At 60.1% G+C, this 15,255-nt stretch carries 14 protein-coding genes; 9 read left to right on the forward strand and 5 right to left on the reverse strand.

The genetic code is table 11. The features are described from left to right. The first annotated feature begins 47 nt into the window (after positions 1–47). The gene (locus LU196_RS10390) at positions 48–377 is read left to right on the forward strand and encodes a DUF1493 family protein (RefSeq protein WP_232759212.1); all 330 of its coding nucleotides are present in this window, start codon (positions 48–50) and stop codon (positions 375–377) included. Between the two features lie 98 nt (positions 378–475). Beyond that, complete coding sequence (locus tag LU196_RS10395) at positions 476–1,522, forward strand: DUF1176 domain-containing protein (protein ID WP_232759213.1); 1,047 nt, start codon at positions 476–478, stop codon at positions 1,520–1,522. Positions 1,523–1,561: 39 nt separating this feature from the next. Here LU196_RS10395 and LU196_RS10400 read toward each other — a convergent pair whose 3' ends face one another. Beyond that, positions 1,562–2,230 carry a YecA family protein gene (locus tag LU196_RS10400; RefSeq protein ID WP_232759214.1) on the reverse strand — a complete coding sequence of 223 codons (669 nt, stop codon included), beginning with the start codon at positions 2,228–2,230 and terminating at the stop codon, positions 1,562–1,564. A 296-nt stretch (positions 2,231–2,526) separates the two neighbouring features. Between LU196_RS10400 and LU196_RS10405 the strand changes: the two genes are divergently transcribed. Further along, positions 2,527–3,009 carry an RcnB family protein gene (locus LU196_RS10405; protein WP_232759215.1) on the forward strand — a complete coding sequence of 161 codons (483 nt, stop codon included), beginning with the start codon at positions 2,527–2,529 and terminating at the stop codon, positions 3,007–3,009. 48 nt (positions 3,010–3,057) lie between these two features. Here LU196_RS10405 and opgB read toward each other — a convergent pair whose 3' ends face one another. After that, complete coding sequence (gene opgB / locus LU196_RS10410) at positions 3,058–5,346, reverse strand: phosphatidylglycerol--membrane-oligosaccharide glycerophosphotransferase (RefSeq protein ID WP_232759216.1); 2,289 nt, start codon at positions 5,344–5,346, stop codon at positions 3,058–3,060. A gap of 205 nt (positions 5,347–5,551) precedes the next feature. Continuing rightward, entirely contained in the window at positions 5,552–5,941 is a 390-nt protein-coding gene (locus LU196_RS10415; RefSeq protein ID WP_232759217.1) for a tautomerase family protein, read from the reverse strand. A gap of 106 nt (positions 5,942–6,047) precedes the next feature. Here LU196_RS10415 and LU196_RS10420 point away from each other — a divergent pair, with 106 nt between their 5' ends. Next, positions 6,048–6,971, forward strand: a complete 924-nt coding sequence (locus LU196_RS10420; protein WP_232759218.1) for a LysR family transcriptional regulator — start codon at positions 6,048–6,050, stop codon at positions 6,969–6,971. Here LU196_RS10420 and LU196_RS10425 read toward each other — a convergent pair. Further along, the gene (locus LU196_RS10425; RefSeq protein WP_232759219.1) at positions 6,934–7,962 is read right to left on the reverse strand and encodes a glycosyltransferase family 32 protein; all 1,029 of its coding nucleotides are present in this window, start codon (positions 7,960–7,962) and stop codon (positions 6,934–6,936) included. The two genes, LU196_RS10420 and LU196_RS10425, sit on opposite strands and share 38 nt — an antisense overlap. A 413-nt stretch (positions 7,963–8,375) precedes the next feature. Between LU196_RS10425 and LU196_RS10430 the strand changes: the two genes are divergently transcribed. The 5 genes from LU196_RS10430 (at position 8,376) to LU196_RS10450 (ending at position 14,768) form a co-directional block, all read left to right on the forward strand. Further along, the gene (locus LU196_RS10430) at positions 8,376–9,326 is read left to right on the forward strand and encodes a WD40 repeat domain-containing protein (protein WP_232759220.1); all 951 of its coding nucleotides are present in this window, start codon (positions 8,376–8,378) and stop codon (positions 9,324–9,326) included. A 544-nt stretch (positions 9,327–9,870) separates the two neighbouring features. After that, complete coding sequence (locus LU196_RS10435; RefSeq protein ID WP_232759221.1) at positions 9,871–11,259, forward strand: MFS transporter; 1,389 nt, start codon at positions 9,871–9,873, stop codon at positions 11,257–11,259. A gap of 79 nt (positions 11,260–11,338) precedes the next feature. Further along, the gene (locus LU196_RS10440; protein ID WP_232759400.1) at positions 11,339–12,373 is read left to right on the forward strand and encodes a LacI family DNA-binding transcriptional regulator; all 1,035 of its coding nucleotides are present in this window, start codon (positions 11,339–11,341) and stop codon (positions 12,371–12,373) included. Continuing rightward, positions 12,370–13,353 carry a nucleoside hydrolase gene (locus tag LU196_RS10445; RefSeq protein WP_232759222.1) on the forward strand — a complete coding sequence of 328 codons (984 nt, stop codon included), beginning with the start codon at positions 12,370–12,372 and terminating at the stop codon, positions 13,351–13,353. Before LU196_RS10440 ends, LU196_RS10445 begins: the two co-directional genes overlap by 4 nt. 194 nt (positions 13,354–13,547) lie before the next feature. Then, a complete protein-coding gene (locus tag LU196_RS10450; protein ID WP_232759223.1) occupies positions 13,548–14,768 on the forward strand; it encodes an MFS transporter in 1,221 nt (406 codons plus the stop codon). Here the strand turns inward: LU196_RS10450 and LU196_RS10455 are convergent. After that, positions 14,765–15,229, reverse strand: coding sequence for a YbaK/EbsC family protein (locus LU196_RS10455; protein ID WP_232759224.1), 465 nt, complete (start codon positions 15,227–15,229; stop codon positions 14,765–14,767). The genes LU196_RS10450 and LU196_RS10455 overlap by 4 nt on opposite strands. Between the last annotated feature and the right edge of the window lie 26 nt (positions 15,230–15,255).

The raw sequence follows: 15,255 nt of genomic DNA on the forward strand, positions 1-15,255 counted from the left end.
GCGTAACGTGGCAAACTATGCGCCGGTCAATTTTACGGATACTTTTCATGACGCACTCCCTTGAACAGCGGATCTATGAGCTGGTGCGGCGCTATGACGGCGTCTACTTGTTTAAGCAGAAAACGCTGACGCCGCAGATTGATATCGACAGCGATCTCAACTTCGAACGTGAAGAGGCCGCTGCGCTGATGGAGGAGTTTTTCGCCGAGTTCGACGTGGATCGCGGCGCATTCGCCATTGAAACCTACTATCCCACCGAACCGTCGCTGTTCAACATCCTCAATCCCTTTGCCAAGCGTGACGTGCCGATCGTGCCGGATTTCACGCTGGCGATGCTGATCGCCTCGGCAGAGGCGGGGCGCTGGCTCTACGAATAGCGCCCGCCTTATCCGTCCGCGAAGTGACAAAAAATTCACTTCTCGCGCGGGCAAAAAGTCAGCACACTAGCCGCCTTACATCATGATGGAGAGAGGGCATGAATACCCGATTGCTGCACGCGCTGGCGCTGTGCGCAACCTTGAGTGCAACGGCGATGGCTGAGGATGGCGTCTCGTTTAGCCACAAAGATTGGGAGCTCGCCTGCGACAACACCTTAACCTGCCGCGCGGCGGGCTACAGCGCCGAAGAGGGCGCGGGCGGCTCGGTGCTGATCACGCGCGCGGGCGGCCCAAACGCGCCGGTGCACGGTCGCGTGGTGCTGGCGGACACCGGCGATGATGACTCCAAGCAGGTGGATCACCTCGCGCTGTGGATCGATGACCACGCGCAAGGGGAGGCGGTGAAAGCGGACAACGACGAGTGGACGCTAACCGATGCTCAAACCCTGGCGCTGGTTGCCGCCATTAAAGGCAGCGGCAAAGTGGAATTTCGCGGCGGTGAGGAGCCTTTCGAGCTCTCCAGCAACGGCGCGTTCGCCACGCTGCTGAAAATGGATGACGCGCAGGGCCGCATCAACACGCCCGGTGCGCTGGTGCGCAAAGGCAATCAGCCTGAGAGCAGCGTACCGCCCGCAGTGGCGATGCCGGTGATTCATCAGGTGCGCGTGGCCAAAGCCGACGCGCGCCCGCTGACGGAGAGCGAACTGACGCTGCTCAAACCGAGGCTGATTGCGGCGCTCACGGACGATGACAGCTGCGACAACTTAGCGCCGTCCGACGACCAGCCGGAAGAGGGGGCGGAGCCGCCCACCCTGACGCCGGTGGATGCCAACCACGTGCTGATCGCCGCGCTGTGCTGGCGCGGGGCCTATAACGAAGGGTATGGCTTCTGGTTAACGGACCCGCAGTTCAAAGAAAAACCGACGCTGATCACCGACTCGGGCACCGACTACAGCGAAGGGGTGATCACCGAAGCGCAGAAAGGGCGCGGCATCGGCGACTGCTGGAGCACCGCCGAGTGGGTGTGGGACGGCAAAACCTTTGTACAAAGTAGCGATGCCACCACCGGCATGTGCCGGGCGATCCGCGCCGGCGGCGCATGGCCGCTGCCGACGCTGGTCACGAACGTCAAACCCGCCGCCTGACTCGGCCAAACAGGGCGCCGCCTGGCGCCCTGTGCAATCTTACTTACCGCAGCACTGCTTGAACTTTTTACCGCTGCCGCACGGGCAGGGATCGTTACGGCCCACTTTGTCTCCGGCGCGGTAGGGCTCAGGATCGGGCTGCGCCATACGCTGTTCCTGCCAATAGTCATGCAGCGCCAGCGCGGCGGGGCGAATCGCCTCGATGCTCGCTTCAAACGCGTCGGGCGAAAACGCTTCCCGCGTGGCGAGGTGCGCCTCGCTGCCGTGTAAGGTAATGGCGTCCAGCGCGGGCTGCTGTTCCGGCGGCAGCAGCGACCAGTCGGCGTCCAGCGCCATGCCGCGCAGATAGCCGTAGCACCAGTCTTCCACCACGCTGAACTCCTGGCCTTCCATCTCCTGCCAGCCAAACAGCGGATCGAACTGCTCGGGGTAGGAGGCCAGGCGCTCGGCGATGTCGTTAAAATGCTGGATCACCAGCGCCATAAAGCGATCCCGCTCGCGCGCGTTCTCCCACTTAGGGATCTGCTTCTCGCCGCCCCAAATCGCCACCATCCAGCTGCTGAGTTCGATGTCGTTCGGCCCTGAGAGCAGCGCCGTGAGCATGCCGTCCAGCTCGGAGGTATCGACCACGGAGGCATCGTTGCCGTGTTTCTCCAGCATATCGTCCAGCCAGTTCAGCTCTTTTTCGGTTAACGGGCCTTGATTCATGCGGCATCTCCTGCGGTGTGGGCTCAGTAAACGTAATGGGCGCGATTATAGCGGGATGCATCGGGTTTTGCGGTTTTTTCCACGCCGTCGAACACGCAACGCCTCGGCGTGCCGAAGCATAGGGGGCGGGCGCGCGCATGACGCTAACGGATCTTTGCAATTTTGCTGCACCGCGATGGCAACAAGCTGCGGTATGCTGTGCGACGACGTTGCTTTCAGGCGGGCCGGGAACCTTCCGCGCGCTGCGCTTGTCAGTAAGATGGACAATAAATAATTCACTGGAGTGGACATCATCCATGCGCAGGACACACATCTCTCTTGTTTCAGCAGGTATTTTTCTGGGCGCGTTAAGTCTGACTTCTGCCGCGATGGCCGAAGGGGAAGCCGCCAACACCGTTCCCACGCCGCCGCAGGTGCAGCAAGCCGCGCCGGATGCGCCCGCAGCGGATGCGCCGGCCAGCAGTGAGCCAGCCGAGTCCAGCGGCGATGTGGCGCCCGTGCGTCCGGCCCCCGATAACTCGGCGACGGCCCCTTCAGCGGCAAACAATTACGATCTCAATCCCATCATCATCGACTACAAAGAGTACAAAGTGGGCGACGTGGTGCCGGATGAGTACCGTAAAAAGCAGTACACCATCGTAGATTGGAAGGCGCGTCATCTGCCTGCCCCGCAGGACGGCGCACACTGGGCTTACATCAATGCCAACTACATCCTGATTACCGACGACAGCGGCAAAATCGTGATGGGCAAATCCGGCGACATCTTCTTCAAAGGCTAACCGCCTACCCGCAGGCGCACCCGCTGCGCCTGCGTCTCTTCCCGCCCGCTACTCCTGCGGCACAATCGTAATATCCACCATGCCAATGCCAAGCTTACGCGGATCCTGTCCGGTGATATTGCCGACGTTCGAGAGCTGAGGCTCCGGCGGCGCAATAATCAGGGTGTGGCTGCCCGTGGGATTGGTGAAATGCAGCGTGGTGGTCGAGAACGCGTCACTCAGATTAAGCGACTGCACCTGATCGCCGACCCGCACCGGAATGGGACGGTGGGCGTTAGGGCCATAGGCGCGCGCGGTGATCACCAGCGCAAAGCGCGTAGGCAGCGGATCGACATATTCAATCTTCACTTCCGGTGCCAGGTTGGCATTCGACCAGCGTCCCCAGGGTTCCGGGCGTGAGATACCGCTGAATTGCTTCACGCTCTGCGGCGCGCCGGGCACGGTCAACAGGAAGCGGTCGGCGGGATAGCGAATCGCGTTATCCTCAATGCGCATCTGCTGCACCGTCTGCTGATAGGTCGCCGCGCTGATCGCGGCGTGTGGGAAGCGCGCCTGGCCTTTCCATACCGGTTTATCAATGTGCGTTACCGTGGGCTGCGCACCCAGCTGACCCATCGCCACGCAGAGATCGGTCGAGAGCGCCAGCGCGGGCTGCCACACGCGGCCCTGCTTAAAGCAGCGATCCACCCAGACAAACTTCTCTCCGGCGGTGAAATCCGCCAGCTGATAGCGCAGCGGGGCGGCGTATTCCCCTTCCGGCAGCGGCTCAACGCGATCTTTCGCGATGCGGAACAGAATCGGCAGCTTAAACGTCGAGCCCGAGAAGCTAAGGGTATTTTGCGTCTGATCCACGGTAAAGGTCTCTAGCCGGGTGGGGAATTTCCACAGCTGGATGATGTCAGGCTTCCACGCGTTGACCTTCTGCGCCATATCGGGAAACAGGCTCGACAGCGAAGTGGACGACAGCCCGCTGCGTCCCAGCCCGATGGCGTTATCGCCGCCGAGCAGATCGAGCAGGGTTGCGCCGTTATCCAGCGTGCTGCGTTTGCCGTCGATCACCTCCGCCTGCGGCCGATCGCCGCGGATCACCATAAACAGATCGCGACGCGGGTGTTTGATCAGGTAGGGATGCGCGGTGTTGTTCATCGCCAGGTGATCCGAACTCACCACAATTACCGTGTTTTTAAACCACGGCGAGGCTTTAATGCGCGTAATCAGCCGCGCCACGTGCTCCTGCGAGCAGGCCACGGCGCTAAATGACTGATTGGGTTTGCCGTCATAGCTGTAGCGCTTGCGCTGGCAGCTGCGCGAGATAAAGCCATCCGGATGGTGGGTGTCTACCGTCAGGGTGAACAGCGCAAAGCGCTTGTTCTGGCGCGACAGCGTGTCGAACTGGTCATAGACCGCGTCCATCACCGTGTCGTCGTAAAAGCCCCAGTTATTGCGGTAGTTGGGATCGGCGACGCGGTTTTTCAGCTCCTGCGAGCCGAACATGTGCTCGGCCTGAAAACCGTGCGACAGCAAAAAGGTGTCTTTGCCGGCGAAGCGCAAATCGGCGCCCTGTATAAACCAGTTTTCATAGCCGGAATGCTTGAGGATATCGCCGAGGCAAACGTTCTGCGGGTAGAAGCTGGAGAGCGAGCCCGACGCATTGCCGTCAAACGGCGCGAACAGCGGAATACCGCACTGTGACGCCACCATCCCCGCAATGGTGTAGTCGGTGCCGGGCAGCTGTTCGGTGTCGCTGAAATCCAGGCTCTGCTCTTTTTCGCGGCTCAGCTCGGGCGCGAGGCCGGGAAAGGCTTGCTCGTCAAAGTAGGTGCGCTCCAGGCTCTCGCCATAAATCCACACCACGTTGAGTGTGGGATGGTCGATCGCCGTGCGCGGCGTCTTAAAGTAGCGTGCAAAATCGGCATCGCCCGGCTGCGTATGCGAGGCAATCAGCGCCTGTACCTGACGAAATGCGGGGGCGGTCTGCACTGAACCCGCTGCGCAGGCCACCGCCAGCAGGCTCCAGCCGACGTGATGCGGCCGCTTATGGCGACGCAACAGCCACGAGAGCAGACAAAACAGCAGAAACAAGCCGAGGAGTAAGCCAATGGCGGGTACCACATATTTACTGACGCCCGCGCCGGTCAGGCTATTGGTCAGGGTATACAGCACCGCATCGTTAATGCCGTCGCCGGTGAAGTAGTTGCTGGCAAACAGCGTGGCGTTCAGCACGATAAACAGGGTGAGCAGCAGCAGCATCAGGATAAACCAGAACGTATTGCGCCCGGCTTTGCAGGAATAGACCACGATAGCGGCTAAAAAAAGTACAACCGAAAGCAATTCCAACGTTGATCCTCACAGTTAGCGGTGACACGGTCCTGATGCCGTCGGCCCTCTTTGGCGCCAATCTATCTGGAGTGTCACACGGCTGCAATACAGCCGATCACATTTGTGCGGATACCCCGCGCGGCGCACCCTGCGCGTTGGCGGAAAGTCCCGTTTTGCCTGGCCGCAACCGCCTGCTGGCGCGGCCCCGTGAGCGAAACGGCGCTTACAGCGCGCCGGTCAGATACTGCGCTTCACCGTCGGCAAAGCTCCAGTCGCCTTTGTCGTTGGTGATAAAGCTGATCATGACATCGCTGCCCGCTACGCCGCAGTGCGTGTGCAGTTCGCGCGCCAGTTCGGCCATAAAGCGCGTTTTCTGCGCCTCACTGCGCGGGCTGGTGTAAACCCGCACCATCACCAGATTGGTACTGCGCGTGAAACCCAGCCCTGTATCCTGAAACACCATCTGGTAAGCTTTGTTTTCGTGAACAATTTGGTAACGATCGCGTGCCGGGACGTTAAAGGCGGTTAAGACGGCGCGGTGCGCGGCGTCCAGCAGCGTGCGGATCTGGTCGGGCGAACGCCCTTCGATAAGATCAAACGTGAGCAGTGGCATGACATTTCCTCGTAGGGTGCTGTGCAATGTCGCTATGCTGCCGCCTGTGACCATAAAGAAAAAGCGCGCAGGCTGAATTGATTATTTATTATTTTGAACAATTGCGATGACGACGATGAAAACCGATACCCTGTGGGTGCATCTGCATTGGCTCACCGTACTGGCCGAAGCGGGCAGTTTTACCCGCGCGGCAGAGCGCCTGGACGTGAGCAAGGCGGCAATGAGCCAAAAGATTAAAGAGCTGGAGGAGATGGCCGGCGTGTCGCTGGTGCAACGCACCACGCGCAGCGTGCGGTTGACCTCGGCGGGCGAAAAACTGGTGGAAGAGTTGCGCGAGCCGTTCGCCCGCATCGCGCAGAGTTTTTTCAGCGTGCGTGACGAGGCCGGGCCGGTGCGCGGTCTGGTGCGCGTCACCGCGCCGGTGGCCTTTGCCCGGCAGCAGCTGGTGCCGATGCTGGGCGATTTCCTGCGCGACTACCCGCAGGTGCGGCTGCAGCTGGACGTCACCGACAGGCTGGTGTCGCCCGCCAGCGAGGGCTTCGACCTTGCCATCCGTCACAGCCAGAATCTCCCCGAAACCTACGTCGCGCTGCCGCTGTGCGAGACGCGCGCGCTGCTGGTGGCGTCACCCGCTTACCTTACGCAGTGCGGCATGCCGGAGACGCCCGAGGCGCTGGCGCAGCACAACTGCCTGTATTACCCGCGCGGGCTGGAGGCGCCGCAGTGGCGTTTTAGCCGGGTGAACGGCAGCAGTGAAACCGTGCAGGTGCGCATCGCCGGTAACTTCGCCACCAACAACAGCGAATCGATCCGCGATGCGGCGCTACAGGGCATCGGCATCGCCATGCTGCCTGATTTCAGCGCCCAGGCGGCGCTGGCGGCAGGCACGCTGCAGCGCGTGCTGCCGCAGTGGCAGGCGGTGGATGCCTTTGCCGATCGGCTGTGGGTGATCCGGCCTTACGCCGCGCAGGTTCCCCGCGCGGTGACCACCTTTATCCACTGGTTACGCGCGCGCTTTGCGGAGGGGTAATCCCGGTTTTAATGGCGTTGCGCTGCGCCTGCATCATCGCCCCTAGCAGGCTATGGCGGCTGTAGTTGCCGATGCGCAGGTTGAAATCGAGATAACGCCGATCCTCGCCGCTGAGCGCGATCGCCGACGGCGGTGTGGCCGGTCGCAGGTTGAACAGCACGGCGCGGGCCAGCGTTTCACTGTGCCCGCCGCTCTGCTGCGCATGAAGCCAGACGTTGGCTTCCCCTTTGCGTAGAGAAAGATTCACCCGGCGATATTCCCGCATGGCGACCTGCTGCGCCAGCGCGCCAAGGTGCCGTTGCGGATCGGCGATCTGCTGCGTTAGCAGGGCAAAGTCGTCGCGCTTGGTCAGTTCGTGATAATAGTTTTTCGCCCCCAGATGCTTAATGGGCGCGTAGTGCTTTTGCCATTCACGAATAAAAGGATTATTCGGCGCGGCGGCAATAAACCCACTCTCCATTACCGGCGCCAAATAATTTACGGTGAAAGGCGCGTGGTAATAACCAATCACATCCATGGCGCGAGCTGCGTGCGCGCGATGCACCCACGCGAGGTCTTCAAACAATAAGGTATGGCAGTCAATCGCAATACCGCCGTAGCGCAATAACAATTCCAGACGAATCACTTCACTTTTTTGCTGCGGCGTTAATTGGCTTGATGTAAAAATAAAATCGGGCAGAACTTCTTTTACCGTTCTGCGATTTATTACGTGTACGTCGTGGTCGGCATTATCTTTGCGAAGCTTCTCAATATTTAATCGCAGCGAAATCGGCAAATATTCATTATCCCAATACATCCAGATTTTCTGCGGGATTGGCGGCAGCGCTTTTTCCGCGCAGAACAACACCAGGGTCTCGTCCTCGCCCGGCTCATACTCGGGCGCACAGCATGTAACATATTGCTTTCTTTGGAATAAGGTCTGACTTGTAAACGCGAGACGTTTCCAACCGTGCCAGAGCGCACGCGCGGGTTCGAGGCGATTTTTATTCATGTTGCACCTGATTATTGTAATTAGGGTGGCAAATTCCCTGATGCTGGCGTCAAACGCGCCGGGTCTGTCCTTGCGGCTGTGTGTAATACAGACTGACAACAGCTTAATAATGTATTCTGTGCATCATGGCTATGTCTTTTTGTTGCTTTCAGATAAACCGGATAATGAAGATACCGTTATGAATAAAAATAAATGGGAATAACGTGTTATTCGGCTAACGTTTTTATTTTAAGCCGCCAGGATTAATCCTAATAAAACGATTAACAGCGGCGTATGCACGCGTATTACGCGGCAAAATCCGCGGCGGCCAGACGTAATCAATCCTGCAATTTTTGCTGGCCTGATAGCCGATCGTGCCGCATTGTCAGCGGTTAGCTACGCTTAAACCTGCGTATTCAGAAAAAGGAGGCACTATGTCGCACCCTCATCGTGGCTTACTGGCGGTAGACCGGCAGGGCAATCGCGTCTTGTTTCTGCATCCAGAAACCTTTGCTATTCAGCAGGTGCTTAACGCGCTGCCGCCGCGCCCGCAGCAGTTGCTAATGCTGCCCGCGATGGAGAAGGCCTATGTCACCTTAACGCATGATGATCCGCATCATGCCGCGTCGTCCGGGCGCCACGGTCTGGCCATTATCGATTTGCGCGCGCGTGATGTGGTGGGATTTGTCGATTTAACGCCGCTGCGCGGGCCGCACAGCGGCCAGCTAGGCCGCGACGGTAAAGTCTATTTCTGCTGTGAAGGCAGCGCAGCGGTGGCCGTGATCGATCCGCTGACCGATCGGCTGGAAAAAATCATTCCGCTGCCCGCGCATCATGCGCACCGGCTAAGCCTCTCGCCCAGCGGACGCAAACTGTTTACTGAAAATCACGCAGACGCCAGCATCACGGTGCTGGATCTGTGCGAAGCGGAAGGGCGCATTATCGATAACATTCTGCTGGCGGGGCCGATCGCCGGGATCGCCGCCTCGCCCAAGCATCCCTATTTGGTGGCGTGTGCGGCAGATGCGCCGCAGCTCTACGTGGTGGATCGTCAAAGCCACCGCGTGCGCCAGCGTATTTTGCTGAAGGGGCATCAGCAGCCCTGCCACCAAGTACGCTTTAGCGCGAACGGCGATCGGCTGGTAGCGATCGGCGCCGGTGAACCCGTGGTCACACTCTTCGACGACCTGCTCAATCCGCTGGGCGACGTTGAGGTGGCAAACCCGCCCAGCGAAGGCTGTTTCAGTGAAGACAACCGCACGCTGCTGATCGCCCATGAAGAGGCGGGCGCGCTGAGCGTTGTCGATCTCGCTCTGATGAAGGTGATCGCGGTACCGCAGGCGGGCGCGGGCTGCGACGCACTGAGCTACTTTAGCCTGCACTGACGCGGGCGTTTTGCGCTGCGTCGCGCCCGGCCACCCGGCGCAGCGTTGTCCACGTGTCATAAAAACTTAACCACAGTGTGGCAAAAAAAGCGCGATGCGATTGCGCATCAGAAAGGGGTAATGATAAGTATTATTGCTTAGTCACACCCCGCATCTAATCGCCATCAACAGTGTATTTCATTTAGGCTACTGATTAATAAGTCTTTATTTTTAACTGCGTAATTTGCGCATAAAAATTAGGCATTATTTTGCCTCGCCTGCTTGATTTATCTACGCGCGTAGATAGACTGTAGGGACAGTGATAACTCACGGTGCCACAGACGTTACCGGGCATGCGATGGCGTAGTTTCATTTGCCGTGTTAATGCGATCGATGAATTTAACATCGACAAACAGCGGCAAAGCAGCGAATTCCAACACCAGGGAATTCATTAACTTCATCCAGTTTGCCTTACGAACGTCGCCACCGGGGAGTTCCGCTTGTTGTGAGGGAACCGACCCACGGATGGGCGTTTACTGTATTTACTTCTCTCAGGGACACGGTTATGACGGTTCAACGCTCCGTTACGCAACACGCTGCAGCCACCTCCGCCGCCGACGCGCGGCTCGAAACACCTGCCGGACGCCAGGATTTTTGGCGTGCCACCTTCTCCTGCTGGCTCGGTACCGCGATGGAATACGCGGATTTTGCCCTCTATGGTCTGGCCGCAGGCATTATCTTCGGCGATGTCTTTTTCCCCAATGCAACTCCCGCAATGGCGCTGCTCTCCAGCTTTGCCACCTGGTCTGTGGGCTTTATTGCGCGGCCAATCGGCGCGCTGCTGTTTGGCTGGATCGGCGATCGCAAGGGGCGGAAAGTGGTGATGATCAGCACCATCATCCTGATGGGCGCCTCCACTACGCTTATCGGCCTGATTCCTTCCTACGCGACAATCGGCGTGTGGGCACCCGCGTGCCTGGTGCTGCTGCGCTTTACCCAAGGGCTGGGCGCGGGGGCGGAACTCTCCGGCGGCACGGTGATGCTGGGCGAATATGCGCCAGTAGCACGGCGCGGGCTGGTTTCCTCGGTGATTGCGCTCGGTTCTAACAGCGGCACGCTGATCGCCTCGCTGGTGTGGCTCGCGGTGATCCAGATGGATAAAACCACGCTGCTGGCCTGGGGCTGGCGCATCCCGTTTCTCAGCAGCGTGCTGATCGCGGCCGTTGCGCTGTGGATCCGCCGTCATCTGCGCGAAACGCCGGTGTTTGAGCGTCAGCAGGCTGAATTGCAGGCGGCGCGCAGCGCCACGCTGCAAGAGGCGCAGCGCGCGCACGACACGCGCGGTTTCTGGCAGCGCAGCCGCGCGTTCTGGACCATGGTCGGCCTGCGCATTGGCGAAAATGGCCCCTCTTATTTGGCACAGGGCTTTATTGTGGGTTATGTCGCCAAGGTGCTGATGATCGATAAGTCGGTGCCCACCACGGCGGTATTTATTGCCTCGCTGCTGGGCTTTTTGATCATTCCTTTTGCCGGTTGGCTCTCCGACCGTATCGGCCGCCGCGTGACCTACCGGGGATTCTGCCTGCTGCTGATGATCTACGCCTGGCCTGCCTTCTCGCTCATGGACAGCCGCGATCCCACCACGGTTATCGCCGTGATGGTGGTCGGCATGGCGCTGGCCTCGCTGGGGATTTTTGGCGTGCAGGCGGCCTGGGGCGTAGAGATGTTTGGCGTGAAGCACCGCTACACCAAAATGGCGGTGGCGAAAGAGCTGGGATCGATCCTCTCTGGCGGCACGGCACCGCTGGTGGCCTCGGCGCTCCTGGCCTACACCGGGCACTGGTGGGCTATCGCCGTGTACTTCACGCTGATGGCCAGCATCGGTTTTTTGACCACATTTGTGGCACCGGAAACGCGCGGGCGCGATTTAAACCTGCCGGAAGACGCGATTTAAGCCACAGCGCCCACACTTATTCTCGCCACCGGGTCGCAGCTCGACCGGTGGCCCCATGCACAAGCAGGAGGCAAAGGCATTGGCGAAATCCCCCAGCGGCAATGTCACGCGCAGCGATGTTGCCAGGCTCGCTGGCACGTCAGTGGCCGTGGTGAGCTATGTGATCAACAATGGCCCGCGCCCGGTGGCAGAAGCCACGCGTCAGCGTGTGCTGGAGGCGATCAAAGAGACCGGCTATCGGCCTAACGCCGTGGCGCGCGCCCTGGCTTCCGGCAGCACCAAGACCTTTGGCTTAGTGGTGCCGAACATCAACAATCCGTTTGTCGCCTCAATGGCCCATATGCTGCTGCAGGAGTCACTGAATCACGGTCACGTGATGCTGCTGGGCGATGCGGGCGACGACCGCCAGCGCGAGCTGGAGCTGATTCAAGGGCTTTTGAACCGTCAGGTTGACGGGCTGTTCTATACCAGCGTGGATCGCCACCCGTACATCGATCTGATTCAGGCCAGCGGTACGCCGCTGGTGATGCTGGATCGCGTGGAGCCGCGTCCCGGCGTCAGTATGCTGCGGGTGAATGAACGCGACGCGGCGCGGCAGGTCACCGCGCATTTGCTCAGCCACGGCTATCAGCAGGTGGGGATGATCAGTGGACCGTCACACATGTTCAACGCGCAGGATCGTATTCACGGCTGGCGCGATGCCATGGCAGCGTACGGATTGCTGGTGGATGAGGCGCTGATTTTCCCCGCCAGCTATTCGCGTCAGGGCGGCTTCGATGCCGCCCAGCGCATGATCGCCAGCGGACGCATGCCGCGCGCGCTGTTTACCAGCAATGAAGGGCAGGCGATTGGCTGTATTCGGGCGCTGGCTGAACACGGTTTACGCGTGCCGCAGGATGTGGCGCTGGTGTGTTTTAACGGGACCGACCAGTCGAGCTTTCACGTGCCGAGGCTCACCACCGTGCGTCAGCCGCTGCGTGACATGGCGCGCTGCGCGATCCACATGTTGAAAAACAGCGGTGGCGACGCCCGTGTCGCTGAATTTCCGCATCAGCTGGAAATCGGCGAGTCGTGCGGCTGCCGGCCTGCCGAAAATAAAACGATAACACAATGAAAAGACTGATTATTGATTGCGATCCCGGCAACGGTATACCCGGCGCGAACACCGATGACGGCCTGGCGTTGGCGCTGGCACTGGCCGCGCCTTCACTTAACGTCGAGCTGGTCACCACCGTGACGGGCAATACGCCGAGCGCCGTGGGCGTGCGGGTGGTAAAAGATCTGTTTCGCCGTCTTGGCTGCACGGTGCCGGTGGTGCAGGGCGCGTTACAGGCGCTGCGCGAAGATCCGGCCCCCTGGCGCGCGCGGCTCGATGGCGTACTTGACGATTCGCTTAGCGCGCTGTGGCGCGGGGTGCGTGAGCCTGAACCCGTGGCGGCGGACGGCTACGATGCGGCCGGCGCGATGGGGCAGCTCATTTGCGATCATCCCGGCGAGTTTACGCTGGTGGCGATTGGCCCGCTGACCAACGTGGCGCTGGCGCTGCAGCGCTATCCGCAGATGGCGGACGCCGTGGCGGAGATCGTCATCATGGGCGGTGTGTTTGCGCTGGATGATTACATCAAAGACACCAACTTTGGCCTGGATCCGGAGGCAGCGCATCAGGTGTTGCACAGCGGCGCCACCATTACGCTGGTGCCCATGGATGCCACGACGCAGACGCTGATGACGCATCAGGACCTGCAGCGCCTGACGGTCAGCGATCATCCGCTGTCGCAGTTTGTGCGCGACACGCTGCGACCGTGGATCGACTATTCAATCCGCACGCGCCATCTGCCGGGATGCTGGATCCACGATGCGCTGGTGGTGGCCTGGCTGCTGAATCAGCGCGTGGCAGACGGTGTGGATTACTGTGTCGATATTGAACTGCGCCCTGGCGCCACGCGCGGCAAAAGTTGGCGCTATCGTCCACCGCTGCGCCTTGACGTGGGCATTCCCCCGGACGCGGGCGCGCTGGTACACGTGATGCAATGCGTCAATAATCCCCTGCTGCTGTCGCTGATCGAACAGGCGCTGAACGACTATACGGGCTAACCCTGCGCTTGCGGGCGTGTGCCGCGACACGCCTGCTTACAGCCCGAATCACTCGCTGACAATTCCCGCCGCGCTTCCCGACGCTAACGTGCTATATACAAAGAGTTAACAAAATAATAACCAGCGTAACCATTCGCTGGGTAATGTTCCCTTTGTGCCGGATCCTCGCCGACACCTCAGACAGGAAACCCCCCATGCTCAACTGGACTTCAACCCAGCGCAACGTGGCGTTTGCCAGCTTCGCCAGTTGGACGCTGGATGCGTTCGACTTCTTTATTTTGGTGTTTGTACTCAGTGACTTAGCGACCTACTTCTCCACCAGCGTGTCCGACGTCTCGGTGGCGATTATGCTGACGCTGGCGGTCAGGCCGCTGGGCGCGCTGCTGTTTGGTCGGCTGGCCGAAAAATACGGTCGCCGCCCGATCTTAATGCTCAATATCGTGATGTTTTCGCTGTTTGAGCTGCTGTCGGCGTGGTCGCCGACGTTCAGCGCGTTTCTCGCGTTTCGCATCATTTACGGCGTGGCGATGGGCGGCATCTGGGGCGTGGCCTCTTCGCTGGCGATGGAAACCATTCCCGATCGCTCGCGCGGGCTGATGTCCGGTATTTTTCAGGCGGGCTATCCCTGCGGGTACCTGCTGGCCTCGGTGGTGTTTGGGCTGTTCTTCTCCCACGTCGGGTGGCGCGGCATGTTCTTGATTGGGGCGCTGCCGATCCTGCTGCTGCCGTTTATCTGGTTCAAAGTGCCGGAGTCACCGGTGTGGCTGGCGGCGCGCGAGCGCAAAGAGAGCAGCGCGCTGCTGCCGATCATCAAACAGCACTGGAAATTATGCATTTACATGGTGCTGCTGATGGCCTGCTTTAACTTCTTCAGCCACGGCACGCAGGATCTCTATCCCACGTTCTTGAAAGTGCAGCATCAATTTGACCCGCACACGGTGAGCATTATCGCCATCAGCTACAACATCGCCGCCATGCTGGGGGGCATCACCTTTGGCACGCTGTCGGAGCGCATTGGCCGCAAGCGCGCGATTATACTGGCATCGCTGTTGGCGCTGCCGGTGCTGCCGCTGTGGGCGTTCTCCAGCGGTTCCTGGATGATTGGCCTGGGCGCCTTTTTAATGCAGTTCATGGTGCAGGGCGCGTGGGGCGTGGTGCCAACCTATCTCACCGAACTGGTGCCCGCCAATGCGCGCGCGGTGCTGCCGGGCTTTGTGTACCAGCTGGGGAATTTGCTGGCGTCGGTGAACGCCACTCTGCAGTCACGCATTGCCGAAGCGCATGGGGGGAACTACGGCTTGGGCATGGCCATCGTGGCGGGCACGGTGGCGGTGCTGATCAGTGTGTTTGTGGCCTTTGGGCGGGAGACGCGCGGCATCACCCTTACCGGTACCGCCGCGCGCGAGACGCGCTAAGGCGTTTCACAGACGTCAATCCACGTGGCCGCCGTAAGGTCGGCCATGCGCTGCGGCGTAATGCGCACCGCACTGAAGATGGAGCCGGCGGCGGGCAGCACTTCATCAAACTGGCGCAGCGAAACATCACAGTAGACGGTCAGCGGCGTTTCCAACCCAAACGGGCAGACGCCGCCGACCGGATGCCCGGTCCAATTCACCACCTCATCCACGCTTAACATCCGCGCTTTGCTGCCCAGCGCGGCTTTCAGCTTGCGGTTATCGAGGCGTGCGTCGCCGCGCGTAACAATAAGCACGACGCTACCTTTCACTTTTAGCGACAGCGTTTTAGCGATTTGCCCCGGCGTCACGCCGTGTACGCGCGCGGCCTGCTCCACGGTGGCAGTGCTCTGCGGCATCTCAATGATGGCGATATCCGGTGCATGTTCGGCAAAGAAGTGCCGTACCGACTCCAGGCTCATAATCGTCTCCGAAAAAAAAGGAGCCT

The organism is Pantoea sp. Mb-10 (genome assembly GCF_021272205.1).
GTDB lineage: Bacteria > Pseudomonadota > Gammaproteobacteria > Enterobacterales > Enterobacteriaceae > Pantoea.

Coding starts and splice junctions, on each gene's coding strand:
- LU196_RS10395 (WP_232759213.1), top strand. CDS start 476: ATGAATACCCGATTGCTGCACGCGCTGGCGCTGTGCGCAACCTTGAGT.
- LU196_RS10405 (WP_232759215.1), top strand. CDS start 2,527: ATGCGCAGGACACACATCTCTCTTGTTTCAGCAGGTATTTTTCTGGGC.
- LU196_RS10390 (WP_232759212.1), top strand. CDS start 48: ATGACGCACTCCCTTGAACAGCGGATCTATGAGCTGGTGCGGCGCTAT.
- LU196_RS10400 (WP_232759214.1), bottom strand. CDS start 2,230: ATGAATCAAGGCCCGTTAACCGAAAAAGAGCTGAACTGGCTGGACGAT.
- LU196_RS10415 (WP_232759217.1), bottom strand. CDS start 5,941: ATGCCACTGCTCACGTTTGATCTTATCGAAGGGCGTTCGCCCGACCAG.
- LU196_RS10455 (WP_232759224.1), bottom strand. CDS start 15,229: ATGAGCCTGGAGTCGGTACGGCACTTCTTTGCCGAACATGCACCGGAT.
- LU196_RS10425 (WP_232759219.1), bottom strand. CDS start 7,962: ATGAATAAAAATCGCCTCGAACCCGCGCGTGCGCTCTGGCACGGTTGG.
- LU196_RS10450 (WP_232759223.1), top strand. CDS start 13,548: ATGCTCAACTGGACTTCAACCCAGCGCAACGTGGCGTTTGCCAGCTTC.
- LU196_RS10420 (WP_232759218.1), top strand. CDS start 6,048: ATGACGACGATGAAAACCGATACCCTGTGGGTGCATCTGCATTGGCTC.
- LU196_RS10445 (WP_232759222.1), top strand. CDS start 12,370: ATGAAAAGACTGATTATTGATTGCGATCCCGGCAACGGTATACCCGGC.
- LU196_RS10435 (WP_232759221.1), top strand. CDS start 9,871: ATGACGGTTCAACGCTCCGTTACGCAACACGCTGCAGCCACCTCCGCC.
- LU196_RS10430 (WP_232759220.1), top strand. CDS start 8,376: ATGTCGCACCCTCATCGTGGCTTACTGGCGGTAGACCGGCAGGGCAAT.